The sequence below is a fragment of the Stenotrophomonas sp. YJH_SMC_4 genome, from assembly GCF_059371575.1.
In genome coordinates this window covers 58,788-82,229 of the sequence record NZ_JCAFUR010000009.1, presented here as the reverse complement: position 1 = coordinate 82,229, position 23,442 = coordinate 58,788, and the positions used below count along the sequence as shown (strand labels likewise).

Sequence of the window (23,442 nt, the reverse complement as noted above, 5' to 3'; positions counted from 1 at the left end):
GGACACCGACATGTTCAAGAGCAAACTCAAGAAATGGCTGGGCAACGGCCTGACGGTGCTGCTGCTGGTGATCGGCCTGGTGCTGTGGATCAGCCTGCCGTGGGTCGGCGTGCTGGCCGTGGCCGTGCTGGTGGCACTGTGGCTGCTGCTGACCCGTGGCGGACGGTTGGCGCTGGCCGCCACCCGCATCGGCGTGGCCAGCCTGCCGCAGCGCTGGGGCGCGTCCTCGGTGATCGTGGTCGGCATCGCCGGCGTGGTCGGCGTGCTGGTGGCGATGCTGGCGATGGGCGAAGGCTTCCAGGCCACGCTCAACAACACCGGCGACGACACCACCGCCATCGTGCTGCGCGGCGGCTCGCAGGCCGAGACCAACTCGGTGATCACCCGCGAGCAGGTGCCGACGTTGTCCACCCTGCCCGGCATCAGCCGCGATGGCGAAGGCCGGCCGCTGCTGTCGCCGGAGCTGTCGCAGGTGGTCAACCTGGTGTCGAAGTCCGACGGCACCGACGTCAACGCGCAGTTCCGCGGCGTTGGTCCGCAGGCCTGGGCCGTGCATGACAAGGTCAAGATCATCGAAGGCCGCAAGTTCGCAGCCGGCCTGCGCGAGATCGTGGTCGGCCAGGGGGCCAAGGGCCAGTTCCGCGACATGGACGTGGGCAGGACGCTGACCCTGGGCAACCAGACCTGGACCGTGGTCGGCGTGTTCGCCACCGGCGATGCGCACGATTCGGAGCTGTGGACCGACGCCGATACGCTGGCCACCACCTACCAGCGCAGCGCCTGGCAGTCGATCAGCGTGCGTACCGATGGCAAGGCCGGCTTCGAGCAGTTCAAGGCAGCGGTCGCCGCCGACCCGCGCCTGAAACTGGACGTGGAAACCACCCGTGTCTACTACAGCAAGCAGGGCGGCGGGCTGACCAAGCTGATCGACATCCTCGGCAAGGTGATCGGCACGATCATGGCGGTGGGTGCAGTGTTCGGCGCACTCAACACCATGTACGCGGCCGTGGCCACCCGTGCGCGCGAGATCGCCACCATGCGCGCGATCGGCTTCCGCGGCCTGCCGGTGGTGACGGCGGTGATGCTGGAGACCATGCTGCTGGCGTTGCTGGGTGGCCTTCTGGGGTGTGCGGTGGCGTGGCTGCTGTTCAATGGCTACAGCGTGTCCACCATAGGCAGCAACTTCAGCGCGGTAGTGTTCAAGTTCCATGTGTCGCCGGAACTGCTGTGGACCGGACTGAAATGGGCGCTGGGCATCGGCCTGGTCGGCGGCCTGTTCCCGGCGCTGCGCGCGGCCCGTTTGCCGATCACCACGGCGTTGCGAGAAACCTGAGCATCACGCAGCGGTGGACTGCGCATCACGCAGGGGACGGAGCGAAGGCTCCGTCCCTTTTATTTTGCGCGTCATCCACGCTTGGTGGTGAGCCAGGACGTCCAGTAGATCCACGCCATGCGTGGATGGATGCCGGCGCACGCGCACGGCTACAGATTGCGGGAAATACGCCGCTATCGATGCCTCTGCCCATCGAAAGCGCAACGCGCGTGACGTTGCGCACATCCCATCTGTGGATTGTTGGTTGCGATTCATTTTCGCGCACATCCGCAGCGCAGAGGCAAACAGTTACGAATGGAAACATTCTAGAATCGCCCCCCCACGTTGGTTTGCAGCACCCCACGCGTCCATAGAACGGGCGCTTGTTTTTCCTGAAACACGAGATTTCACGGATGTCCCTGAAAACCAATCCGCTGCGCAACGCGATCGTCATCGCGCTGGCCGCCAGCTGCACCACCCCCGCCTTCGCACAGAGCGCCGGCGATACCCCGACCAACCTCGATCGCATCGAGATCACCGGCTCGCGCATCCGCCAGGCCAGTGTCGAGACCGCACAGCCGGTCGTCGCGCTCAGCCGCGCCGAGATCGAGAAGAAGGGTTACATCAACGTCGCCGACATCCTGCAGGACGTCACCGCCGCCGGCGCACCGAGCCTGAGCCGCTCGTCGTCGCTGAGTTCTTCGCGCGACTTCGGCGGCACGTACGTCAGCCTGCGCAACCTCGGCCCGGAGCGCAGCCTGGTGCTGATCGACGGCCGCCGCATGGGCGTCAGCGCCGGTGGCTACTCCGACCTGGCTTCGATTCCCTCGGCGATTGTCGAGCGCGTGGAAGTGCTCACCGATGGCGCGTCCGCGCTGTACGGCTCGGACGCCATCGCCGGTGTGGTCAACATCATCACCCGCAAGAACTTCGACGGTGGCGAAGCCAGCGTCTACGTCGGCCAGTACGGTGAGGGTGACGGCCAGAAGCGCTCCTACAGCGCCACCTTCGGCAAGACCTTCGACCGCGGCTGGTTCAGCGTCGGCGCCGAGCGCACCAAGGAAGACGAGATTCTCGGCAGCGAGCGCGAGTTCAGCCGTTACCCGGGTGGCCCGCGCCATCCCGACGACGTCAAGGCACTGAACCAGACCACGCAGTGGGGCAGCGTCACCGTCGACGGCAAGTCGCTGACCGTGGGCCCGGGCGGCGACCCGAGCCAGAAGGGCAATTTCCACACGCCCAATCCGGCCGATGGTGCCAACACCAAGACCAACATGAGCCTGCTGAGCGGCCTGGAGCGCACTTCGGTGTTCGCCAACGGTGGCTTCTCGATCACCGATGACCTGCGCATCGTGGCCGACGCGCTGTACAGCAAGCGCGAGTCGACCAAGCACCTGGCCGGCTACCCCTACTCGGTGTCCACCGCACAGGCGCGCAACGGTTCCCGTGCTGCCCTGTCCAAGGACAGCGCGTTCAACCACTGGGGCCAGGACGTGCTGTTCTCGCACCGCACCGAAGAAATGCCGCGTGCGACCGAGAACAACCTGGACACCAAGCGCGCCAGCATCGGCCTGGAAGGCAGCTTCGAAACCGGTTCGCGTTACTGGGACTGGAACGTCAGCTACATGTACAACCGCAATGAAGGCGAGCGCATCGGTACCGGCAGCATGTACCAGCCGCACGTCGACCTGGCGGTCGGCCCATCCTTCATGGATGGCACCGTGGCACGCTGCGGCAGCCCGGGTGCAGTGATCGCCGGCTGCGTGCCGTGGAACCCGGCCGCGCCGATGGGCTATGCGGGCCCGGGCTCGCTGAGCAACCAGGACGTGCAGGACTACCTGTTCACCCGCTTCGTCGACAAGATGAAGAGCACCACCAAGGTCGCCAGCGCCAACATCTCCGGTTCGGTGTTCACCCTGCCGGCCGGCGACGTGATGGCCGCGATGGGCTTCGAGCACCGCAACGAAGAAGCCAGCTACACCCCGGACCTGATGGTGCAGAAGGGCCAGATTGCCGGCACCACCGGCCAGCCGACCCGTGGCGACTACTCGCTCAACGAGGTCTACCTGGAACTGCAGGTACCGCTGCTGGCCGACATGCCGTTCGCGCGTGAACTGTCGCTGGACCTGGCCGGCCGCTACACCGACTACAACACCTTCGGATCGACCACCAACAGCAAGTTCGGCCTGAAGTGGAAGCCGATCGACAGCCTGCTGGTGCGCGCGACCTATGGCACCGGCTTCCGTGCGCCGACCGTGGACGACCTGTACGGCGGTGCGGTGAAGAGCCGTGATTCGTTCACCGATCCGTGCGATACCTCGTTCGGCATTGCTGCCAGCAGCGCGACCGTGGCCGCACGCTGCCAGGCGCTGAAGGTGCCGGCTGACTTCCGCCAGCAGACCGCGTCGGAAGGCAACGTCGCCAACCGTCCGGGCCAGCAGGGCATCGCCGATTTCGACTCCGGTTCCAATGCGAACCTGAAGCCGGAAACCGCCAAGACCTGGACCGTGGGCCTGGTGTACAGCCCCGAGTTCGTGCCGGGCCTGGACGTCAGCCTGGACTGGTGGAAGATCCGCATCGACAACGCGATCGTGGGTGAGTCGGCCACCGACATCCTCAACCAGTGCTACGTGCAGGGCGTGGATTCGGCGTGCGGCCGCTTCACCCGTTCCACCAGCGCCAAGACGCTGGGTCAGGTGACGTCGCTGGACCGCTCGCTGGTCAATGCGGGCTACCGCGAAACCGCCGGCTACGACTTCAGCCTGCGTTACCGCCTGCCGGAAACCGCGTTCGGCCGCTTTGCCGCCACCTGGAACACCACCTACACCGACTACCTGGAGCAGCGCAACGACAGCGCCGCCACCACGCCGGTGGAGCAGAAGACCGGCTGGCAGGGCAACTTCCGCGTGCGTTCGACCTTCAACCTGGATTGGCAGTACGGCGACCTGGGCATCGGTTGGACCGCCCGCTACTACTCGGGCATGAAGGAAGCCTGCTCGTATGACCTGGCCGGTGGCCCGGACTGCAACATGGCCGGCTTCGTCTCGCCGTACACCGATGCGCAGCCGAGCCGCAAGGTGGGCTCCAACACCTTCCACGACCTGCAGGTGCGTTACAGCCTGCCGTGGGACGGCACCGTGTCGCTGGGCGTGAACAACGTCTTCGACCACCAGGGTCCGATCATGTACAGCCAGCCGAACAGCAGCTTCACCTACTACGGTGGCTTCGACATCGGTCGTTTCATGTACATGAAGTACCAGCAGCGCTTCTAAGCCTGCAACCGCGTTCCCGCCACCGCCATCTCTCTCTCCTGGCGGTGGATGGAAGCAGAACGGCGCCCTTCGGGGCGCCGTTCTTTTTTGGGTGGAAGCGGGTCGGATCCCTTCGCCCTGCGAAGGGCTCTGACCCCACGCGACGGATAGAACAGGGTCAGAGCCCTCCGCGTTGCGGAGGGATCCGACCCCGCAGCCCCGCCGGCGCTAGCGCTTGGCGCGCATCGTGCGGATGTTGTCACCGACGAACAGGATCAGGCCGGCCCAGATCGCGGCGAAGCCGATCGCCTTGGCAGTATCGAACCCTTCGTGGAAGAAGAACACGCCCAGCAGCAGCTGCAGGCTCGGCGCGATGTACTGCAGGATGCCGACCAGCGACAGCGGGATGCGCTTCACGCCGTAGGCGAAACCGATCAGCGGCACTGCGGTCACTGCGCCACCGAAGACCAGCAGCAGGTCATTGCGCCAGCCCCAGCCATGGAAGAACGCGCCGCCATGGCCGTTTTCCGCCCAGATCGCGAAGGCCAGCGCCGGCAGGAACAGGTACATGCTCTCCACGCCCAGGCCGGCCACCGGATCGACCGAGACCAGCTTGCGCAGCAGGCCATACAGGCCGAACGAACAGGCCAGGCCCAGCGCGATCCACGGCGGCGTACCCGCGTCGATGGTCAGCCAGGCCACGCCCACCGCCGCCATCGCCACCGCCACCCACTGCAGGCGCCGCAGCCGCTCCTTCAGCACCAGCACGCCCAGCAGCACGTTCACCAGCGGGTTGATGAAGTAGCCCAGGCTGGTCTCGATCACATGGCCGGCGTTGACCGCCCAGATGTACAGGCCCCAGTTGAAGGCGATGGTCAGGCTCGACACCAGCAGGATCGGCAGCGCGCGCGGCTGCGCGGCGATCTTCTGCCACCAGCCCAGGCGCGAGCTGATCAAGAGCCAGCCCAGCACCATCACGGTGCTCCAGATGATGCGGTGGGCGATGATCTGGAACGAGGGTACCTCGTTGAGCAGGTGCCAATAGACCGGCACCAGGCCCCAGATCACGAAGGTGGATGCGGTAACCAGCAGGCCCCGGCGTTGTTCTTTCTCGTCCATGCTCACTTCTTTCTCGTCCTTGCCATTGTCAGCACCACCACACCCAGGAGAATCACCGCCATCGCCAGCAGGTCGCGCCAGCCGAAGCGCTCGCCGTTGAGCAGCGCGCCCAGCAGCACCGCGATCACCGGATTGACGTACGCATAGCTGCCGGCCAGCGCCGGCCGCACGTTCTGCAGCAGCCAGACGTAGGCGGTGAAGGCAACGATGGAACCGAACACGCACAGGTAGGCCATCGCCAGCAGGCCACCGGTATCGGGCAGCGTGGTCGGGCGCTCGCCGACCGCCAGGCCGATCAGCACCAGCAGCACGCCACCGCAGATCATCTGCCCGGCGGCGGTCATGAACGGGCCCGGCAGGTCCAGGCCGCGCGCCCACACCGAACCGAAGGCCCAGCCGATCGGCGCGATCAGCAGCAGCACCAGCCCGGTCGGCGAGGCCGTCAGGCTGCTGCCGGCGTTGAGCCAGACTACGCCGAGGAAGCCGATGGCGATGCCCAGCCACTCACCGCGGCTGGCATGCTGCCCGCGCAGCGCCGAGAACAGCGCCATCCACAGCGGCACCGAGGCCACCGCTGTCGCGGCCAGGCCCGAGGACACCTCACGCTCGGCCAGCACCACCATGCCGTTGCCCAGCACCAGCATGGTCACGCCCATCACCACCAGGTTGCGCCACTGCCGCAGGGTCGGGTTCGGCATCTTCCAGAACAGGCGCAAGGCCAGGAACATCAGGCCACCGGCAATGATGAACCGGCTGCCGGAAACCATCGTCAGCGGCAGCGCGCCGCCGTGCAGGGCCTTGGCGATGCCCAGGTAGGTCGAGCCCCAGACCACGTAGACCAGCAGCAATGCCAGCGCGACAAGGCCACCCCGGGGGGCAGCCGCAGACGAAGAGGGGGGAACCGACATGACACACCAGGGAGCCGGGGGAAGGCGGATTCTAGGACGTTTTGAGTATGGTCCGGCACCCCGGACGGTGGCACGCTGTCATCCATCCATGCACCCTGCTCTGGTCTGCTACCCCGTGTTGACGGCCGATGCAGTACCAAGAGGGCTGCCCGGCCGCGCCGCCCCAAGGCCGGGCGCCGTTTTCCCTGCGCACGGACGCGCCGCATCGAGGATTCCCACCCAGATGAGCACCACGTCCCAACCTGCCGTACCCGCGAACGACCGCGCTGCCCTGCGCCGGTCGATCTCCAATACCCTCAAAGGCTCCGCCGGCAACCTGGTGGAGTGGTATGACGTCTACGTGTACTCGGTGTTCGCCGTGTACTTCGAATCGCAGTTCTTCTCGCCGGACGACAAGAACTCCACGATGTACGTGTGGGCGATCTTTGCCGCCACGTTCCTGATGCGCCCGATCGGTGCCTGGTTCTTCGGCCGCTTCGCCGACCGCCACGGCCGTCGGTTGGCACTGACTGTCTCGGTCACGCTGATGGCGCTGTGCTCGTTCCTGATCGCCATCACCCCCACCGCCGCCAGCATCGGCATCTGGGCCGCAGTCATCCTGCTGTTCGCGCGCCTGCTGCAGGGCTTCGCCACCGGCGGCGAGTACGGCGCCAGCGCCACCTACATGTCAGAGGCCGCCATTCCCGGCCGTCGCGGCTTCCTGTCCTCCTTCCACTACGTCACCCTGGTCGGCGGCCATGTGCTGGCCCAGCTGACCCTGCTGCTGATGCTGACCTTCTGGGGCAAGCCGGAGATCTCCGAGTGGGGCTGGCGCATCGCCTTCGGCATCGGTGGCATCGCCGCGGTGGTGGTGTTCTGGCTGCGCCGCGGCATGGACGAATCGCTGTCGGAGTCGTCGATCGAAGCTGCGCGCGAGGGCAAGGCGCAGAAGTCCGGCTCCATGTACGAGCTGTTCGTGCACCAGTGGCGGCCGCTGCTGCTGTGCTTCCTGATCACCGCCGGTGGCACCGTGGCCTTCTACACCTACTCGGTGAACGGCCCGAAAATGATCCAGAGCGCATTCGCGGGCAACGACCCGATGACCGGCACCCTGATCAACCTGGGCGTGCTGGCGTTCCTGATGGTGCTGCAGCCGGTCGGCGGCTGGCTGTCGGACATCATCGGCCGCAAGACCCTGCTGGTGTTCTTCGGTGTCGGCGGCGTGCTGTACAGCTGGTACCTGATCACCCAGCTGCCGCACCAGCACGACGCCACGCTGGCGTTCCTGACCCTGGCACTGGCCTTCGTCATCCTCACCGGCTACACCTCGATCAATGCCGTGGTAAAGGCCGAGCTGTTCCCCACCCACGTGCGTGCGCTGGGCGTAGGCCTGGGTTACGCGCTGGCCAACTCGCTGTTCGGCGGCACCGCCCCGCTGCTGTACCAGGGCGCGCTGAAGACCGGCCACGTCGACTGGTTCGCCATCTACGTGACCGCAACGATCGCGGTATCGTTGGTGGTCTATGTGTTCTTCCTCACCAACAAGGGCCCGAACTGGCTCGACGGCACCCGCAAGTAAGCGCGTTGCCGTGATCGCGGCCACCGGTGCACTGCCGGTGGCCGCTGCATCTCCCGCCACGCCACTGATGTGGATCGCGGCGGCGCTGGCCGCAGCCACGGCACTGGCCTGGCTGCTGCGCCGCCCCAACGCACAGGCCGCGTGGCCACGCACCGGGTTCGGGGTCGCCCTGCTGGTGTTCTGCTCCGCGCTGGCGCTGCAGCTGGCGGTGGACCTGGGCAGCGGCCACAGCTCGCTGCAACTGCGCCTGCATCGCGGCATCAATGCAGGGTCGCCGGTTGGCCTGCGCACGATGGTGGCGTGCTATCTGGCAGCGCTCGCTGCCGCCGGCTGGGGCGCATGGACGCTGCTGCGCCGGCGCAGGTAGTGCCGGCCGCTGGCCGGCAATCCGCAATCGGCAATCGGCAATCGGCAATCGGCAATCGGTAGAGTCGACTGTTGGTCGACTGCTCTCTCTGTCGGCACCGAAAAACCCGCGCTGCGCGCGATAGTCGACTGGCAGTCGACTCTACCCCCGGCGAAATGACATGACACCCCGCCGGTCCCGAGCCTCAGCGGCGGGCCGCTTCGCTCTTGTCGCGCGCGCCGCGGAACTCCGATTCCTTCTCCCACGTCGGCCAGCGGCGGCTGTTGGCCAGCTCGGCACCCAGGTCGTAGACCAGCAGAGTGTCAGCCGCGTGGCCGCTCGGATCCCAGCTCGGGGTCCAGGCATCGCAGGCCTGGTGGTAACAGTCGGCGAAATACTTCTCGCGCAGCGCGCGGCCGGCTTCAACACCGCCGTCCAGCTTGTCCAGGCCCGGGCCGATGGTGATCGCCGGCACGCCCAGGCGGGCAAAGGCGAAGTGGTCGGCGCGGTAGAAGAAGCCGGCCTCCAAGTTCGGGTCCGGGCTGTAGCTGCGACCGCGGGCCTTGGCCACGCGTTCCAGATCGCCTTCCAGCGACACCCGGCCCTTGCCCCACGAAGCGATGTCGCGGGTCGGGCCATCCGGGCTGAACATCTCGATGTTCAGCACTGCAGCGGTCTTGTCCAGCGGCGCCAGCGGATGCGCGGCGTAGTAGCTGGCGCCCAGCAGGCCCTTCTCTTCGGCGGTCAGTGCCACGAAGTACAGCGTGCGCTGCGGCTGCGGGCCGGCGGCGAACACGCGGCCCAGCTCCAGCACCGTGGCCACGCCGGTGGCGTTGTCGATCGCACCACGGCGGATGCGGTCGCCCTTGGCGTCGGCTTGGCCGATACCGAACGCATCCCAGTGCGCGGAGAAGATCACGGCCTCGTCGGCGTGTTCACCACCGGGCAGCTTGGCCACCACGTTGCGGGTGACCACCTGCTCGCGCTTGAGTGCGAAATCCACGCTCAGCTTCGCGTTGTCCAGTGCCACCGGGCGGAAGTCGGCACGCATCGCCTTGCGCTTCTCGGCATCGAAGTCGAGGCCGGCGTCGGCGAAGATCGCCTCGGCAAGTTCGCGCTGCATCCAGCCACGCAGCGGCGTGTGCTGCGCCATCGCCTCGGCCTGGCCGCGTTCGATGTCGAACAGCGGCGAGGTGCCCGAGCTCTTCACAGTGGCCCAGCCATAGGCGGCCGGCGCGGTCTCGTGCACGATCAGCACACCCTCGGCACCACGGCGCGCGGCTTCCTCGAACTTGTAGGTCCAGCGGCCGTAGTAGGTCACCGCCTTGCCATCGAACGCGCCCGGCGCATCGGCTTCGAAATCGGCGTCGTTGATCAGCACCACGGCGATCTTGCCGTGCAGGTCCACGTCCTTGTAGTCGTTCCAGTGGCGTTCCGGTGCGTCGATGCCATAGCCGACGAACACCAGTGGCGCGTCTTTGATCTGCACGCGCTTGCGCGGCTGCAGGCTCTGCAGGGTCACGTCCACGCCGTTGGCCAGCGCGCGCTTGCCCTGCTTCAGCGACAGGCTGGCCTTGGCCGGGCCGTCCAGCTGCGCGCGCACCAGCGGCACCGGCTGCACCCAGCTGCCATCCACGCCACCCGGCTGCAGGCCGTAGCTGCGGAACTGCTCGATCAGGTACTGCACCGTGCGCTCTTCGCCCTCGGTGGCCGGCGCGCGGCCCTCGAATTCATCCGATGCCAGCACACGCACGTGCCGCGACAGTGCCTGCGGATCGATGCCGCCACCCGGCAGGTCGTTGGCCGCATGGGCCAGCCCGCCGACGAACAGGCAGGACGACAGCAGCAACACGCGCATCGGATTCACGGCAGTACCACGGCTAGCTTGGAAGTCACCAGAGTGTAACGTGGTCGTGACACCACGGCGCAACCTGGGCCCACGTCATCCACGCATGGCGTGGATCTACCTGCTGATGCGGTCCAGCCAGCAGGCCAGGCCCTGCGCGTTGAGTTCGATGTCCATCGCCAGAACAGCGATCACCGCCGCATCGTCCAGCGCACAGCCATGCAGCTGTGCACGTTCCAGGTACAGCGCCTGCAGCGCGGCCAGCAGGCAGCGGTGGCGGTCGGGGCGGCCATCGCACTGGCGGCCGATGGTGGCCATCGCATCGATCTGTTCGAACAGGTCGTTGGCCAGTTTCTGCACCTGCTCCACGCGGCCGTAGTGGGTCAGGTACATCGCCTGCGGGCCATAGCCCAGCATGCGCTGGATCGAGGCCTTCATCGCTTCCGGGTCGAACTGCACCGGCGACGAGGTCGGGAAGATGAAGGCCCCCTGCGCGCTGTCCAGCTCGCGGTAGGAAATGCCGAAGGTATCGCCGGTGAACCAGCTGCGGCTGCGCGCATCCCACACGCAGTAATGGTGCAGTGCGTGGCCCGGGGTGTGCAGCAGCACCAGCTCGCGGCCGGCCAGGTCGATACGGTGGCCGTCCTCGGCCACCACCACACGATGTTCGGGAATGGCCTCGATACGACCATAGCTGCGCGCGATTTCCTCGGCACCGTACACCGCCGTGGCACCGGCAATCAGCCGGGTCGGGTCGATCATGTGCGGCGCACCGCGCGGGTGCAGCACTGCCTTTGCGTTGGGCAGCTGCTGCATCAGCAGGCCGGCGCCGCCGGCGTGGTCCAGGTGCACGTGCGTGAGCAGCAGCCAGTCCACCGCGTCAACGGCCAGACCCGCGGTGGCCAGCGCCTGCAGCATCGCCGGCACCGACAGGCCGGTGCCACAGTCGACGAACGCGGCGCGGTCGTTTTCAACGATCAGATAGGCCGCGTCGAAGTCGGGACGCTGGAAGCCGGTATCGATGGTGTGGATGCTGGGGTCGGCGATCATCGGCACGCACCTGGCAGGATCGGGAACAGACGCCCATGGTAGGCGCGCGGGCGGTCCGGGTTCGATGCGGCTTTGGTCGGGTAGTGCCGGGTTGTGGCCGGGTAGAGTCGACTGTCAGTCGACTGTCGCGCGCAGCGCGGGCTTCCAGAAGAGCAGTCGACTCACAGTCGACTCTACCAAGGGCAAGCGCAGGCAAGGGCAAGCGCAGGCCAACCAACCGCAGGTCCATCGGGTGCGCAAGGGCCAGGTTCAGCGCAATGCGAACCGCGGCCGCAGCAGCAGGGCCAGCACCAGCACCGCCAGGAATGCGCCGTAGGCGTACAGCACCGCCAGTACCTGCGGCCAGATCGGGCCGGCGCCGGGCTGTGCCAGTCCAAGTCGATACCCCCACAGCATCGAGACGATGCTCAGGGCGAAGGCCAGCAGCAGGGTGGAGCCATCGAACAGGCGCCGCCGCGGGGTGCGCGGCTGGCGCGGGAACAGCCAGTACAGGCTGCCCAGCAGCAGGAACCAGGGCAGGAACAGCAGCAGCGACAACCAGGCCATCGCAGACTCCATGTCATCGCGCCTGAGGCGCGCGGACATCATGCCATGACCTTCGTTCGCGGGTAGGGCCGGCCGCTGGCTGGCGTTTTCCTATGCAGTGCCGTGGTAGTGCCGGTCGCTGGCCGGCGTTTTCCTATGCAGTTGCCGGCCAGCGGCCGGCCCTACCCTTACGCTTCGCGCAGCATGGCCAGGGCCGCCAGCACGGCGTCCACTTCGGCTTCCAGCTTGAACAGTTCGCTCTGCAGCTGGTCACCCTGCTCCGCCTGCTTGATCACGGCAATCAACTGCCCCGCGTCGCGCGGCGAATCGAAGCCTTCGCTCTGGATCAGCAGCGTGCCGTCACCGGCGGTCAGCTTGAAGTAGAAGCGGCCGTCCTTCTCGCGGTACTGCTTGAACAGTGGCGGTGCCACGCGGGCCACGCCGGCGTCCTCGCTGGCGATATCGCCTGCGCTGGACAGGTCACGCAGGCCCACCGCATGGCGCAGCTCGTCCAGCAGCGGTGCCGCCAGCTGCTCGCGCAGCTGCTGGCCACGGCGCTTGAGCAGCGCCTCGATCTTCTCCGGCTCGGCCATCAGCGCGTTGTAGCGTTCGCGCAACGGCGACAGCTCGCTGTCGATGCGCTCGAACAGCTGCTGCTTGGCGTCACCCCAGCTGATGCCGGCGGCGAACGCCCTGGCGAATTCGGTGGTCTGTTCCGGGGTGGCGAAGGCCTGGTACATCTGGAACAGCGCAGAGCCCTCGGTGTCCTTCGGCTCGCCAGGTGCGCGCGAGTCGGTCAGGATCGAGAACACCAGCTTCTTCAGCTCCTCGCGCGGCACGAACAGCGGAATGGTGTTGTGGTAGCTCTTGCTCATCTTGCGGCCATCCAGGCCCGCCAGCGTCGCCACCTGCTCGTCGATCACCACGTCCGGCAGCGGGAAGTACTCCTTGCCATACACGTGGTTGAAGCGCTGGGCGAAGTCGCGCGCCATCTCGATGTGCTGGATCTGGTCACGGCCCACCGGTACCTGGTTGGCCTTGAAGATCAGGATGTCGGCGGCCATCAGCACCGGGTACATGAACAGGCCGGCGCTGACGCCTGCGTCCTCGTCCACCCCTTCCTCGCGGTTCTTGTCCACCGCCGCCTTGTAGGCGTGCGCGCGGTTGAGGATACCCTTGCTGGCGATCGCGGTCAGGAACCACATCAGCTCGGTGGTCTCGCGGATGTCGCTCTGGCGGTAGAACCACACGTGTTCCGGGTCCAGGCCACAGGCCAGCCAGCTGGCCGCGATCTCCAGGGTCGCGCGCTGGGTGCGCTGCGGGTCCTGGGACTTGATCAGGCTGTGCAGGTCGGCCAGGAAGAAGAAGCTCTCGATCCCCGGCGCGCGGCTGGCCGCGATGGCCGGACGGATGGCGCCAACGTAGTTGCCCAGGTGGGGCGTGCCGGAGGGGGTGATGCCGGTAAGGACTCGGGTGGTCATGACTGCGTGGGGTAACCTTCGATGAACGGGGCCAGTTTACCTTGCACGCCACCAACCCCGTCAGGGCCTGCGGCGCGTTCATTCACGCAACCCCGCTGGAGACGCCCGATGAAACGCCTGCTGCCCCTGCTGCTGATCCTGCCCCTGGCCGGCTTCCGCCCCGCCCCGATGCCGCCGCCGGCCTACGAGGGCGGCCCCGTGCGCATGTCTCTGGTCGACCGCGACCGCGGCACCGAACTGCGCAGCTACCCTGCCGAGGGCCAGCGCTGGGTGGCCGGCGAGCGCGGCCACCGCTACGCAGTGCGCCTGTACAACGACAGCCCGCGCCGGGTGCTGGTGGTGCTGTCGGTGGACGGCGTCAACGCCATCTCCGGCGAGGATGCCGATCCGTCGCAGACCGGCTACGTGCTCAACCCCGGCCAGCGCGCCGACATCACCGGCTGGCGCAAGAGCCAGGATGAAGTGGCGCAGTTCGTGTTCAGCAGCCCCAGCGGCAGCTATGCCAGCCGCACCGGTCGCCCGGACAACATCGGCGTGGTCGGCGTGGCGGTGTTCGAGGAAGCGCGCCGCTGGCGTCCGGATCCGATCCTGCGCCGCAGCCTGCCGCTGCCGGCACCGGCCCCGACGGCCGAAGCGGCGGCCGATGCCAGCGCCAGCAACAGCCGCATCGAGGGCTATGCCAGCAAGTCACAGGCCCCTGCGCTGGGCACCGGCCACGGCGCACGCGAGCAGTCGTCGGTACGCGATACCGACTTCGAACGCGCCAGCCGCAGCCCGGCGCAGGTTCTGCAGCTGCGTTACGACAGCGCCCGCAATCTGCGCGCGCGCGGCATCCTGGTCGATACGCCGCCGTCGCGCCTGCCGCGCGAACCGCAGGCGTTCCCCAACCGCTATGTGCCGGACCCGCCGGCGCGTTGATCGGCCGCCCGGACAGCACAACGCCCGCAACCTCTCGGTGCGGGCGTTGTGCCGTGGGGGAAAACCGTAGCGCTTACTTGTAGTCCGGGTAGTCCTTGCTCACGGCATCCTGGAACTCACGGACTTCCTTCTCAGCGCGGTCCTTGGCCCAGCCATAACGTTCCTGCAGGCGGCCGGCCAGATACTCGGCATTGCCTTCAGCCACATCGAAGTCGTCGTTGGTCAGATCGCCCCACTTGGCCTGGGCCTTGCCCTTCAGCTGCGACCACTTGCCGGAAATGATGTCTTTGTTCATTGCTGGGAGTCCTTGGTTGCAACGGCGTTCTTACCGTGGCTACAGCTTCGCGCAGCGGCTGTTGAGTGCCGGTCAACCGACCATGAAAACACTACTCACCTGCTTGAATGGTTCACTACGCTTCGACACGTACGCTGCAGAAAAACGCGCAAGAAAAAAGGCCGGGGGAGCTCCCCCCGGCCTTTTTGCTTTCCGTTCCACTTCAGGCTCAACGGCCCTTGGCGGCATCCTCAACCTTTTCGCCAGCCTTCTGCACGTCCTTGCCGGCACCGGCAACGGTGTTGCAACCGGCCAGCAGGGCCACCGAGAACATCGACAACAGCATCAGGGCAACTACGCGCTTCATGGGCTTCTCCTTGGGTTCGCCGCTATACCGCTTCATTCGCGGATGGGGTTCGGTCGCTCGGCGGAAGGAGCCAATGCCACTGCCGCCGCGTGATGTGCAATCTGGCGGCAGGGGCGTGGAGCGCGTGTGAACGGATCATCGATCCGTTCAGGCGGAGAGCTCAGTCGCGCATCAGGGTGGACTTGCCGAACAGGCTTTCGACCAGGTCCACGGCCAGTTCGGCGGTGGCATTCTGCTTGTCCAGCAAGGGGTTGAGCTCGACGATGTCCAGCGAACCCATGCGCCCGGTGTCGGCAATCATCTCCATCACCAGCTGCGCCTCGCGGTAGTTCACCCCGCCCGGCACGGTGGTGCCAACGCCCGGTGCGATGCTCGGGTCGAGGAAATCCACATCGAAGCTGACATGCAGGTGGGTGTTCTCGTCGATGCCCGCCAGTGCTGCCTCGACCGCGCGCTTCATGCCGTTCTCGTCGATGTAGCGCATGTCGTAGACATCCACCTTGTGGGTCTTGATCAGGCGCTTCTCTTCCGGGTCCACCGAACGGATGCCGATCTGGTGCACCTGGATGGGGGTGATCGCCGGTGCGCTGCCGCCGAGGTGGGTCAGCGCCTTCGGGCCGAGGCCGCACAGGCAGGCCACCGGCATGCCGTGGATGTTGCCCGATGGAGTGACATCGCTGGTGTTGAAGTCCGAATGCGCATCCAGCCACAGCACGCGCAGGGTCTTGCCCTGCTCGCGGCACCAGCGTGCCACGGCAGTGATCGAACCGATGCCCAGGCAGTGGTCGCCGCCGAGCATGATCGGCATGCGACCGGCCTGCAGCTCGGCATAGCTGGCTTCCATCAGTGCGTGGTTCCACGCCACCACTTCATCCAGGTGGCGGTAGCCTTCCACCGGCGCGGTCCACGGGTTGCGCGGGCCATCCAGGTTTCCCAGGTCGCGCACGTCCACGCCGCGCGCCTCGAGCGCTTCCGGCAGCCCAGCCACGCGCAGCGCTTCCGGCCCCAGCCGTGCACCGCGATGGCCCGCACCCACATCGGTGGGAACGCCAATCAGCGATACGGAAATGGGATGGGCCATGGGTGCCTCCTGCGGGGGAAAAAGAAGCACAGTCTAGCCAGAGCTGTGTGACACCACTCGCGGCGGTGCAGCAGGGCCATTGCATGGCATGATGCCGCGCGGTCCCGACCACCTTTCATGGAAGATTGCGATGTCGCCCTTCATCAACACCGCCTGGCCACGCTTCTTCATGGGCGCGCTGCCCATCGCCGCTTTTGCGGTTCTGTTGAGCAGCTCGATCGATGCATCGCCGTACCGCTGGCTGATGCAGGCGACGCTCCTGCTGGTGCCGCTCTCGACCCTGGTATTCCTCGGGTTGGGTTGGCAGCGTCTGCGCAAAGCACACGCCGAACACCCGATTCTGAAAAGCGAGCTGCCCCGTGTGGCGACGGCATTGATCGGCAACGTGAAGCTGGCGGCGCTATGGTTCGGCCTGACCTTCGTTGGCATGTTCACCCTGATGCTGGCGTGGGTGTTGCTGTATAAGTCCTGCGGCTGAAGCCTGCCCCAACCCGCTGCGCGCTCAGCGTCCGCGGCGGCGAACCGGCGTCAGGCTCTGCACCTGGCCGTTGTTGCGCATCATGCACAGGAAGCGGCCGTCGGGATAATCGATGATCAGTTCCTGGTAATCGCTGCCCACCGGCATCTGGGTGACCAGGGCGCCCTGCGCGCCCTTGCGCACATTGCAGGCCCCCAGTGCGGTATCGCCTGACGGCGCCGGGGTGGTCACCGAAGACACATTGCGGAACACCGCGCGGCAGCCGCCATTGACCCACACCGAGTGCCGCGACAGGCCCCAGTTCTTGCCTTCCTCGCAGCGGGTGCGGCTGAGCTGGCGCACGATCTCCACATTGCCACGGGTATTCAGATCGCACGACACCTGCTGCTGGCCGGTGGATTCGCAAGTGACTTCGCGCGGTAGCGCGGCATCCCCGGTGGCAGCGTCGCCAGGGCGGGCGCTGTTTGTGGCGGGCGCGGGCGCACCACGGCTGCTGACCTGGCAGATGCCAGTGGCGCCGCCTCGGCCGGTGTAGCTGACCTGCGGCGAGCCGTCATCGTTGCGGCTGATCGACAGGGTGATGCCGCTGTTGGCATCGCGTGCTTCGAAATAGCGGTCGTTGAAACGTTTCAACGCCGTCTCGCGGCCTTGCACGTAGACCGGACCGCCTTCGTCGGCGTGCACATCGATGCCGCCCGGGCAGCTGGCGTTGAAGAACGGTACCGCGGCCATGGCTGGGACCACGAAGGCGGTGGATACCAGTGCGACGGTGAGCGACAGGGCATGGCGACGCATGTGCGGATCCCGAAGGGGCCCAGGATGGGCGTGTGGCGGCAGTATGCGGTGGAGCGCTGCGGGCTGTCCGTGAGGAATATCAATTTCCGGGTAGCGCGCGTGGGGATTCATGTCTGGTAAGGTGTTCTGGAAGCCCTGCCGGGGAAGTTAAGCCAGCTTTACTTCCTGGGCCATGAAAGGCCCTGCGACAGCAATGACGCACCAGGATTCATCGTTGGTTGCAGCCCCGCGCGAAATGTCGCTTCTGGCATTGCAATGCTCGAAACGGGCCAAACGCGATAATTCATTTTTCCTTTCAGATCACCCGATGCCATCGAAACAAACGACTGGCAGGCGGTGATTTCACGTGCGCATGATGAATCGCCACCTGCGAGGGTGGCCGGGACTTCCAAGCCCGTGTTGTCAACGATGTATACGCCAGCCGGCGTCGTCCTCCCAAGTACGGCGCCGGCTGGCAATCCGTTAGCCGATCGACGGCGGGCGGTGCGTGGGGGCCTCGTGCCCGCCGATTCGTTGACCCGGTCTTGGAAGCCACGCATCGCCCGCCACCCTCCTCGGGTGGCACCTCTGTTCCCGACGAGGATGCCCGCATGCCCAAGGCCCATCACCCGTACCTGACCGCCACCCTGGGCGAGGCTGCCCTGCGCCTGCCGCCCGAACTGGCGCAGCCGTTGGAAGCCGCTTTCGCCGCCGCCAACGAGGCCCCTGCGCCGATCAACCTGCCCGGATGCCTGCAGCGCATCCGCGCCGGTGATGCCGCCGACGGACAGCCGTGGACGGGGCCCGCCAGCACACCCGGCCAGGCCGTGGCCGCCGCACGCCGGGATCGCGCCGCAGTCGGCCTGGTGTCGTTGTTGGAGCCGTATCACGCCGCAGAGCGCGTGCGCGTGGACGGGGAAGAGAAGGACGATATCGGCGATGGCACGCGCGAAGGGCTGATGCTGGCCTGTCGGGGGCTGGCGGAGTATGTGGCGTTGCAGGTGGGCGGGGCTCAATAATGCGGAACATTGGCGTCTCCAACGCACAGATTCAACACGCCGCAACCCCGACGAACGAATCAGGCAGACCCGCTGCTGGAATGAGCACACCCTACCCAAACCTGAAACCTGTCCTCGTTGAGCTGCGGCTGGACGAAGTGGATTCGCGCGGCGGCGCTGTTGCCGAGATGATCGCCTCCACCGCGCGCCCCATGGCGCTGTCCATAAGCCCTGAACTCATGTGGTACAGCTTCGTGCTGAATGACAGAGCCATCGCCCGGATCCGTCCTGGAACGCGGGCGAATTGCACAATCTCATTCATCAATTACGAAGGTGCGAAGGAGGTGTTCACTTGTGGCACGTTGGCCGCCTTCGGAGACGGATCATCAACAAAGGGTTGATCCGCATCATCCGGTTTGATTGAACCTGTTCGCGCCGAATGCCTTGATCTGGCAACGGCAGACGCGTGAGGCATCAATGCGCAGCGTGGCACACAAGCTGCTTCGAGCCAGAATGGCCAAACGACTCCTCCTTTGCCGCGTCATTGAGTTGACTCACCGGCTTGGGACGAAAAAACCGCCGAAAGGCGGTTTTTTCATGCTTTTCCGTGCGCTTTACGTCCAGCGACGTGCCAACGCATCAAGGTCCGCACGTACGCTCATGCAGCGCTGGCATGCAGGCGCACACCCAGGGCACGAGTCACCTTCAGGATGGTCGAGAAATCAGGGCTGCGCTCGCCAGACAGGGCACGATACAGACTCTCCCGCGACAGGCCCGCCGCACGTGCGACCTTGCTCATCCCTTGGGCACGCGCGATATCGCCCAGCGCCTTGGCGATGAATGCCGAATCGCCGTCGCTTTCTTCGATGCATGCATCGAGATAGGCCGCCATTTCCTTCGGTGTATGAAGGTGTTCGGCCACATCAAATGCTTCGAGTTCAACTTTCTTCTTGATAGCCATGATGGGACAGCTCCAGTACTTCGGTATTGAGTCGTTTCGCCTACAACCAGTTCGATGCTCGCAGGGCACGCGCAATCTCCTTGGCCTTCTCTATATCGCGCTGTTGCGAACCCTTGTCGCCTCCGACCAGAAGAATCACCAACTGCCTGCCCCGCTGGGTGTAGTACACGCGGTAACCGGGTCCTGCATCGATACGCAATTCAGAAACGCCATCCGCCAGATAGCGGTGATCACCAGGATGGCCTTCAGCGAGCCGACCGATACGGGCCAGGATGCGAGCGCGTGCGGTTACGTCCTTGAGAGCGTCAATCCATGTCGCGAACTGACGGGTACGCTGGATCTTCATGGAGAAATGTAGCCTACTGGCTACATACTTTCAACAATCAGGTTCAACAATCAGGATCGCGCGCAGGGAAGTGCAGAGCGACGCATCACACGCCGCGAGGGAGAACAGCGGAGAAGGAAGGAGGGGGGGCGGGATCGGCGCCCGACTGGCCAACGCGCAGCCGCTGCAAAAAGAGATTGGCAGATGCCCATTGGTGCCGCTTATCCGAATCGAACGGATGACCTACTGTTTACAAGACAGTTGCACTTAGGCCTGGAATCAGTGACTTAGGCTGTTTCTTTTTCCCGGAGGTATGTCGTGGAACGCCCGCCCTTGCTATGGTCGGGGGTCAATTTTCCCGGTGCTTGAGCACCCTCCCACCGTGGTGACGGGACGGATGGACGACGAGCTCCGGCCAATGCTGATGGCGCCCCGCCACACCCAGCCGAAGGGCGGATCAATGGTCGACCTGGCTAACCCGCTCGCCCACGCGATCCTGCGCCGCGAGCGGACCTGGCCGACGTGTCGTGCGACCGCCCTTGCATCTTCCATCCACATCTCAGCATTGACACACCCCTGCCCCGGCTACTGCTTGTCCAGCTTCCGTCGCCTGGCTCAATCCAATGCAGGCCTTGCCTCGGCCAGGTGCTGGGACATGGCCCCACGCCACTTCAAGGTCAATCAGGGTCGGCCCTCATTTGAGCAGCTAGGCGCGGGAGTGTTTCAGTGATCGCCGGGGGGATCAACCCGCGAGACCGTCAAGCGGATCGATACCCTGTCAACAGCAATAGGAAGGTCGCGTGGCCACGCCCCATAGCTTGGGCAAACGCTGTATAGCCTCAGCCCAGACCTCACCAGAGAAAGTGGCTACCCCGTTTACAGCCATGCATTGGCTAGGACCCATTTGACCACCAGATCCGTGCTATTCGTGCCGTTGTTGAAATCCACAGAACCGCGTAATTTGGACTATTGGAAGCCAAGGCGGCGAAGTAGCCCTCAGGCTTATACAACCAAAGGACGATCTAATGACCTATCTTCCCGGACTGATGCCGTACGTGCGCTCGGGTACGACCGAGGGTGATCTGAATTACCTGAAGGACGTTTTCGTTACTCCTGCCCAGCTGGCAGACGTATGCAGCATTGAACCTGGCAGCATGCGTGTACTCGTTGGCAACAAGGGCGCGGGAAAGTCAGCCTTAGTTGAATGGCTCAAGCGCACTGCAATTGACGCGAAGCTTCCTTGTGTCCTGCTTCGCCCTGATCAGCTCGCTGACATGGTCGCGCCAACCTCAAGCGACCTAGCTACCCTCAAAGGATACTTCTACGAAAAGCTTCTCCGTACCGTTGCATCCGAAGTTGGAAGTCAGATCACCTCATACCTTCCGCTCGTTGGCAATCAAGCCACTCTCTACGATCACGCAGTTGCACAGGGAACGACTCGCGGAGACGTGATTACCCGGACGCTTCCACTATTGGCGGCACTATCTCGACCCGCCACAGGGCTGGATGCCGATAAACTGTTTGCCCAAACCAAGAGTAAAATGCCAAATGCTCAACTTCGCGAGGCCTTAAACTCCCACCTTCTGAACAAGACGAAGAGTTCTTTCTTGCTATTGATTGACGACACTGACCAGCTAGCAACACCGGACGACAAAGCCCAACTAAATAAGATCTGGGCGCTTATTTTGGCTGTCCGCAGATTAGCGATGGATTGCAACTCGGTTCGTCCGATAGTCACATTGAGATCTAGCGTTTGGGCGCGACTGAGCTATGAAAGTGCCGGCCAGCGGGACCAGGTAGACCACATACGCCCACTATCCATTCACTTGCGCTCAAGTGACCCGACTATTGTTGAGATCGTGGAGAAGCGCATGCGCACCGCTTCGCTGGCGAATCGCATTCCGATCTTGACACCCTACGGGCCTTACTTTGAAGGCCGTGACGTCCTGCTCCCCGATAGCGATCAGCGCCGATCGTGGCCAGACTTCATCTCAAAATCAGCGCGAGAAAGACCGCGCGATGCGTTGCAACTAATCAAGAGCATGATTGAGGCCGCATTGGACCAAAGTCACCAGAAGATTGGCGACGATGATGCATCGAGAGCAATGCACGTTTATTCTTCAGAACGCGTGGACGACGTTGTTAATGAATACGCGATGGATTGCCCCGCTATCCGTGAAGTCATTGAGTCGTTCTACTCGGGCAACTTCGACATGAGCTTCGAAGAGCTAAGAGAGCATCTGGGGCGCACCTTGGGAGTGACGTCCATCCAGCTCCGAGGCATCTCCATCCAGAACAGGGATGAACACTTGATCCAGCTGCTCGCCCTCCTTCACGAGGTCGGATTCATCAATGCGCGCTTACCTGATAAAACAAAGCCGAAGGGCTTTGACCACAAGAATTTTTCTGATGATCCAAAGTTCGTCAGGTACTCAAACTGGAACAATTTGCAGGCGTCCAATTGGGAAATCCATCCGGCGTTCCGTAGCCATTTGATCAACATTCGGATTGCGAAAGAGAAGCGCCGCTGAAGGTGATAAACAGGCTGGGTTACCGATCGACGACGACTGGCAGTCCCAATCGCCGTCGACGGCTTCTATCCGGGCAATTTGGAGACTGAGATGTTGGAGTGGGTGAACGGTTGCGTGCTGATTGCGAATATAGTGGCACACAACTCGGTTGAGGGGATTTCCAACGCAGGCTCAGGTTGGCTGCAGACCTACGGGCAACTCGTTGGTGTAGCGATCGGTACCATCCTTACCGGCGTGGTAGCGGTTTCGCTTGCTGTGATGAATAACCGCAGCAGCGATCACAGGTTGCGAATGCAGCAGACCCACGATCTGCAGCGCGAGAACCAACGCGTTACGCGAGAACGCCTTGAGGAGCTGTACGTACTGGCAGGCCACTGGACGGCAGGCCTCGCACAGTTCAACATTCTGGGATTGCGCCTCGCGAAAGGCATGCTCACCTATAAGCAGTACGTCGACCTTCAGCTGCAACAGGGCGAGAAGTCCAAGGTGGAGCTATCCCGCATGGAGCTTCTGCGTGACGTGTATGGGTCTCCAGCGCTGATCGAAGCAGCGGCGGCAGTTAAGGCGGCCCAGAACGCTTGGAACTCTCGATTCCACCCCATTGAGTTGATTGCACAGCGCCCTGACAGGTTTCGTGAGGTCGTGGTATCCAGGCAGCCGGCAAGCGAAGCGGAGTATGCGGAGCTCGACCAGCTGGCTGGCGAAGTCGGTAGCAGGAGCCGCGCGCTACTTGCAGCTATTGCTACCCAGGTGAAGAGCTAGCGCTTATCCCATCCAGCCGAACGGCGGCGCGGGGTGCAGCTTGGCCAGCCTGTTCGCGCGCACTGCCTCCCGAAACGCCGTAATCCTGCCCACGTACTCGCGCAGGCGGTCCTCGTGCCTGCCCACCCACAACTCAGCAACGGCACGGCCCTGCTCGAAGCTGCTGCAGCGCCATGGACCGCCTGGCCCTTGCCGCTGCCGGTCCAGCGTTGCCACCCAGCTTCTGTCGTCCACGCGCTGCGATAGCCCTACAGCCCACACACCCGCACAAGCGATCACTGACGGCCACGTGACCGAGGCCATGCGCCAGCTGTACGACCATTCCGTGCCAGTGGTCAAAGCAGCCGTGAAACCAAGAAAGAGCCGCTAATAATTTTTCCCGGTAATTTTCCCGGTAGACGCAGAAAGGCCAGCGCCCCGCGCTGGCCTTTTTCTCGTTGAAACCCCTATTTTTAAGGCGTTTCGGCGATTCTCTTATGGTGCCGCTTATCCGAATCGAACGGATGACCTACTGTTTACAAGACAGTTGCTCTACCAACTGAGCTAAAGCGGCATGGGTGGATCACCGGCGGCAGCG

Annotated in this window: 22 protein-coding genes and 2 tRNA genes; 10 read left to right on the top strand and 14 right to left on the bottom strand. The window is 64.6% G+C overall.

Translation table 11 applies throughout. The features are described from left to right. Positions 1 to 10 precede the first annotated feature (10 nt). Together AC5P9F_RS14265 and AC5P9F_RS14260 are read left to right on the top strand one after the other, a co-directional pair. A complete protein-coding gene (locus AC5P9F_RS14265) occupies positions 11 to 1,333 on the top strand; it encodes an ABC transporter permease (protein WP_088436368.1) in 1,323 nt (440 codons plus the stop codon). A 392-nt stretch (positions 1,334 to 1,725) separates the two neighbouring features. Continuing rightward, a complete protein-coding gene (locus AC5P9F_RS14260; RefSeq protein ID WP_005407725.1) occupies positions 1,726 to 4,584 on the top strand; it encodes a TonB-dependent receptor plug domain-containing protein in 2,859 nt (952 codons plus the stop codon). A gap of 207 nt (positions 4,585 to 4,791) precedes the next feature. On the opposite strand, the gene rarD is transcribed toward AC5P9F_RS14260, so the two are convergent. Both rarD and yedA read right to left on the bottom strand, forming a co-directional pair. Then, complete coding sequence (gene rarD, locus AC5P9F_RS14255; protein WP_012478888.1) at positions 4,792 to 5,688, bottom strand: EamA family transporter RarD; 897 nt, start codon at positions 5,686 to 5,688, stop codon at positions 4,792 to 4,794. Then, on the bottom strand, positions 5,685 to 6,590 hold the full coding sequence (gene yedA, locus AC5P9F_RS14250; RefSeq protein ID WP_043035189.1) for a drug/metabolite exporter YedA: 906 nt from the start codon (positions 6,588 to 6,590) through the stop codon (positions 5,685 to 5,687). Before yedA ends, rarD begins: the two co-directional genes overlap by 4 nt. A 223-nt stretch (positions 6,591 to 6,813) precedes the next feature. On the opposite strand from yedA, the gene AC5P9F_RS14245 reads away from it, so the two are divergent. Both AC5P9F_RS14245 and AC5P9F_RS14240 read left to right on the top strand, forming a co-directional pair. Next, positions 6,814 to 8,148: an MFS transporter gene (locus AC5P9F_RS14245; RefSeq protein ID WP_043035190.1), complete on the top strand. Its 1,335-nt coding sequence runs from the start codon at positions 6,814 to 6,816 to the stop codon at positions 8,146 to 8,148. A 67-nt stretch (positions 8,149 to 8,215) separates the two neighbouring features. Then, entirely contained in the window at positions 8,216 to 8,515 is a 300-nt protein-coding gene (locus tag AC5P9F_RS14240) for a hypothetical protein (RefSeq protein WP_005407716.1), read from the top strand. Positions 8,516 to 8,699: 184 nt separating this feature from the next. Here AC5P9F_RS14240 and AC5P9F_RS14235 read toward each other — a convergent pair whose 3' ends face one another. The 4 genes from AC5P9F_RS14235 to AC5P9F_RS14220 form a co-directional block, all read right to left on the bottom strand. Further along, the gene (locus AC5P9F_RS14235) at positions 8,700 to 10,352 is read right to left on the bottom strand and encodes a M28 family metallopeptidase (protein WP_099484558.1); all 1,653 of its coding nucleotides are present in this window, start codon (positions 10,350 to 10,352) and stop codon (positions 8,700 to 8,702) included. 105 nt (positions 10,353 to 10,457) lie between these two features. Next, on the bottom strand, positions 10,458 to 11,390 hold the full coding sequence (locus tag AC5P9F_RS14230; protein WP_099484559.1) for an MBL fold metallo-hydrolase: 933 nt from the start codon (positions 11,388 to 11,390) through the stop codon (positions 10,458 to 10,460). Between the two features lie 249 nt (positions 11,391 to 11,639). Next, positions 11,640 to 11,936, bottom strand: coding sequence for a hypothetical protein (locus tag AC5P9F_RS14225; protein ID WP_099484560.1), 297 nt, complete (start codon positions 11,934 to 11,936; stop codon positions 11,640 to 11,642). 167 nt (positions 11,937 to 12,103) lie between these two features. Next, positions 12,104 to 13,396: a tryptophan--tRNA ligase gene (locus AC5P9F_RS14220; protein ID WP_180872366.1), complete on the bottom strand. Its 1,293-nt coding sequence runs from the start codon at positions 13,394 to 13,396 to the stop codon at positions 12,104 to 12,106. Between the two features lie 108 nt (positions 13,397 to 13,504). Between AC5P9F_RS14220 and AC5P9F_RS14215 the strand changes: the two genes are divergently transcribed. Further along, positions 13,505 to 14,314, top strand: coding sequence for a hypothetical protein (locus AC5P9F_RS14215; RefSeq protein ID WP_012478876.1), 810 nt, complete (start codon positions 13,505 to 13,507; stop codon positions 14,312 to 14,314). Between the two features lie 73 nt (positions 14,315 to 14,387). Here AC5P9F_RS14215 and AC5P9F_RS14210 read toward each other — a convergent pair whose 3' ends face one another. The 3 genes from AC5P9F_RS14210 to rocF form a co-directional block, all read right to left on the bottom strand. Continuing rightward, entirely contained in the window at positions 14,388 to 14,609 is a 222-nt protein-coding gene (locus tag AC5P9F_RS14210) for a CsbD family protein (protein ID WP_004153772.1), read from the bottom strand. Positions 14,610 to 14,817: 208 nt separating this feature from the next. Then, positions 14,818 to 14,955, bottom strand: a complete 138-nt coding sequence (locus tag AC5P9F_RS14205) for an entericidin A/B family lipoprotein (protein ID WP_005407710.1) — start codon at positions 14,953 to 14,955, stop codon at positions 14,818 to 14,820. Between the two features lie 160 nt (positions 14,956 to 15,115). Continuing rightward, on the bottom strand, positions 15,116 to 16,036 hold the full coding sequence (gene rocF, locus AC5P9F_RS14200; protein WP_005407709.1) for an arginase: 921 nt from the start codon (positions 16,034 to 16,036) through the stop codon (positions 15,116 to 15,118). A gap of 130 nt (positions 16,037 to 16,166) precedes the next feature. Here rocF and AC5P9F_RS14195 point away from each other — a divergent pair, with 130 nt between their 5' ends. Then, entirely contained in the window at positions 16,167 to 16,514 is a 348-nt protein-coding gene (locus AC5P9F_RS14195; protein WP_005411961.1) for a hypothetical protein, read from the top strand. A gap of 24 nt (positions 16,515 to 16,538) precedes the next feature. On the opposite strand, the gene AC5P9F_RS14190 is transcribed toward AC5P9F_RS14195, so the two are convergent. Further along, positions 16,539 to 17,309, bottom strand: a complete 771-nt coding sequence (locus AC5P9F_RS14190; RefSeq protein ID WP_005411960.1) for a DUF3011 domain-containing protein — start codon at positions 17,307 to 17,309, stop codon at positions 16,539 to 16,541. 590 nt (positions 17,310 to 17,899) lie between these two features. Here AC5P9F_RS14190 and AC5P9F_RS14185 point away from each other — a divergent pair. After that, positions 17,900 to 18,307 carry a hypothetical protein gene (locus AC5P9F_RS14185; RefSeq protein WP_043035194.1) on the top strand — a complete coding sequence of 136 codons (408 nt, stop codon included), beginning with the start codon at positions 17,900 to 17,902 and terminating at the stop codon, positions 18,305 to 18,307. Positions 18,308 to 18,387: 80 nt separating this feature from the next. Next, positions 18,388 to 18,687, top strand: coding sequence for a hypothetical protein (locus AC5P9F_RS14180; protein WP_005407704.1), 300 nt, complete (start codon positions 18,388 to 18,390; stop codon positions 18,685 to 18,687). A 257-nt stretch (positions 18,688 to 18,944) separates the two neighbouring features. On the opposite strand, the gene AC5P9F_RS14175 is transcribed toward AC5P9F_RS14180, so the two are convergent. From AC5P9F_RS14175 to AC5P9F_RS14165, 3 genes are all read right to left on the bottom strand, one after another. Further along, positions 18,945 to 19,247: an addiction module antidote protein gene (locus tag AC5P9F_RS14175; protein WP_005407703.1), complete on the bottom strand. Its 303-nt coding sequence runs from the start codon at positions 19,245 to 19,247 to the stop codon at positions 18,945 to 18,947. A gap of 40 nt (positions 19,248 to 19,287) precedes the next feature. Next, positions 19,288 to 19,593 (bottom strand): type II toxin-antitoxin system RelE/ParE family toxin, encoded by a 306-nt coding sequence (locus tag AC5P9F_RS14170; protein ID WP_005407702.1) that lies wholly within the window; start codon positions 19,591 to 19,593, stop codon positions 19,288 to 19,290. 191 nt (positions 19,594 to 19,784) lie between these two features. Beyond that, positions 19,785 to 19,865, bottom strand: a tRNA-Thr gene (locus AC5P9F_RS14165). A 732-nt stretch (positions 19,866 to 20,597) separates the two neighbouring features. Here AC5P9F_RS14165 and AC5P9F_RS14160 point away from each other — a divergent pair. Continuing rightward, complete coding sequence (locus AC5P9F_RS14160) at positions 20,598 to 22,103, top strand: P-loop ATPase, Sll1717 family (protein ID WP_005407701.1); 1,506 nt, start codon at positions 20,598 to 20,600, stop codon at positions 22,101 to 22,103. A 90-nt stretch (positions 22,104 to 22,193) separates the two neighbouring features. Next, positions 22,194 to 22,865: a hypothetical protein gene (locus AC5P9F_RS14155; RefSeq protein ID WP_005407700.1), complete on the top strand. Its 672-nt coding sequence runs from the start codon at positions 22,194 to 22,196 to the stop codon at positions 22,863 to 22,865. Between the two features lie 477 nt (positions 22,866 to 23,342). On the opposite strand, the gene AC5P9F_RS14150 is transcribed toward AC5P9F_RS14155, so the two are convergent. Beyond that, positions 23,343 to 23,418: transfer RNA gene (locus AC5P9F_RS14150), tRNA-Thr, on the bottom strand. Positions 23,419 to 23,442: the final 24 nt, after the last annotated feature.

Bases quoted from the DNA above. Each gene is read 5' to 3' on its own strand.
- AC5P9F_RS14265 (WP_088436368.1), top strand. From the start codon at position 11: ATGTTCAAGAGCAAACTCAAGAAATGGCTGGGCAACGGCCTGACGGTG.
- AC5P9F_RS14260 (WP_005407725.1), top strand. From the start codon at position 1,726: ATGTCCCTGAAAACCAATCCGCTGCGCAACGCGATCGTCATCGCGCTG.
- yedA (WP_043035189.1), bottom strand. From the start codon at position 6,590: ATGTCGGTTCCCCCCTCTTCGTCTGCGGCTGCCCCCCGGGGTGGCCTT.
- AC5P9F_RS14245 (WP_043035190.1), top strand. From the start codon at position 6,814: ATGAGCACCACGTCCCAACCTGCCGTACCCGCGAACGACCGCGCTGCC.
- AC5P9F_RS14240 (WP_005407716.1), top strand. From the start codon at position 8,216: ATGTGGATCGCGGCGGCGCTGGCCGCAGCCACGGCACTGGCCTGGCTG.
- AC5P9F_RS14235 (WP_099484558.1), bottom strand. From the start codon at position 10,352: ATGCGCGTGTTGCTGCTGTCGTCCTGCCTGTTCGTCGGCGGGCTGGCC.
- AC5P9F_RS14230 (WP_099484559.1), bottom strand. From the start codon at position 11,390: ATGATCGCCGACCCCAGCATCCACACCATCGATACCGGCTTCCAGCGT.
- AC5P9F_RS14225 (WP_099484560.1), bottom strand. From the start codon at position 11,936: ATGGCCTGGTTGTCGCTGCTGCTGTTCCTGCCCTGGTTCCTGCTGCTG.
- AC5P9F_RS14220 (WP_180872366.1), bottom strand. From the start codon at position 13,396: ATGACCACCCGAGTCCTTACCGGCATCACCCCCTCCGGCACGCCCCAC.
- AC5P9F_RS14215 (WP_012478876.1), top strand. From the start codon at position 13,505: ATGAAACGCCTGCTGCCCCTGCTGCTGATCCTGCCCCTGGCCGGCTTC.
- AC5P9F_RS14210 (WP_004153772.1), bottom strand. From the start codon at position 14,609: ATGAACAAAGACATCATTTCCGGCAAGTGGTCGCAGCTGAAGGGCAAG.
- AC5P9F_RS14205 (WP_005407710.1), bottom strand. From the start codon at position 14,955: ATGAAGCGCGTAGTTGCCCTGATGCTGTTGTCGATGTTCTCGGTGGCC.
- rocF (WP_005407709.1), bottom strand. From the start codon at position 16,036: ATGGCCCATCCCATTTCCGTATCGCTGATTGGCGTTCCCACCGATGTG.
- AC5P9F_RS14195 (WP_005411961.1), top strand. From the start codon at position 16,167: ATGTCGCCCTTCATCAACACCGCCTGGCCACGCTTCTTCATGGGCGCG.
- AC5P9F_RS14190 (WP_005411960.1), bottom strand. From the start codon at position 17,309: ATGCGTCGCCATGCCCTGTCGCTCACCGTCGCACTGGTATCCACCGCC.
- AC5P9F_RS14185 (WP_043035194.1), top strand. From the start codon at position 17,900: ATGCCCAAGGCCCATCACCCGTACCTGACCGCCACCCTGGGCGAGGCT.
- AC5P9F_RS14180 (WP_005407704.1), top strand. From the start codon at position 18,388: ATGAGCACACCCTACCCAAACCTGAAACCTGTCCTCGTTGAGCTGCGG.
- AC5P9F_RS14175 (WP_005407703.1), bottom strand. From the start codon at position 19,247: ATGGCTATCAAGAAGAAAGTTGAACTCGAAGCATTTGATGTGGCCGAA.
- AC5P9F_RS14170 (WP_005407702.1), bottom strand. From the start codon at position 19,593: ATGAAGATCCAGCGTACCCGTCAGTTCGCGACATGGATTGACGCTCTC.
- AC5P9F_RS14160 (WP_005407701.1), top strand. From the start codon at position 20,598: ATGACCTATCTTCCCGGACTGATGCCGTACGTGCGCTCGGGTACGACC.
- AC5P9F_RS14155 (WP_005407700.1), top strand. From the start codon at position 22,194: ATGTTGGAGTGGGTGAACGGTTGCGTGCTGATTGCGAATATAGTGGCA.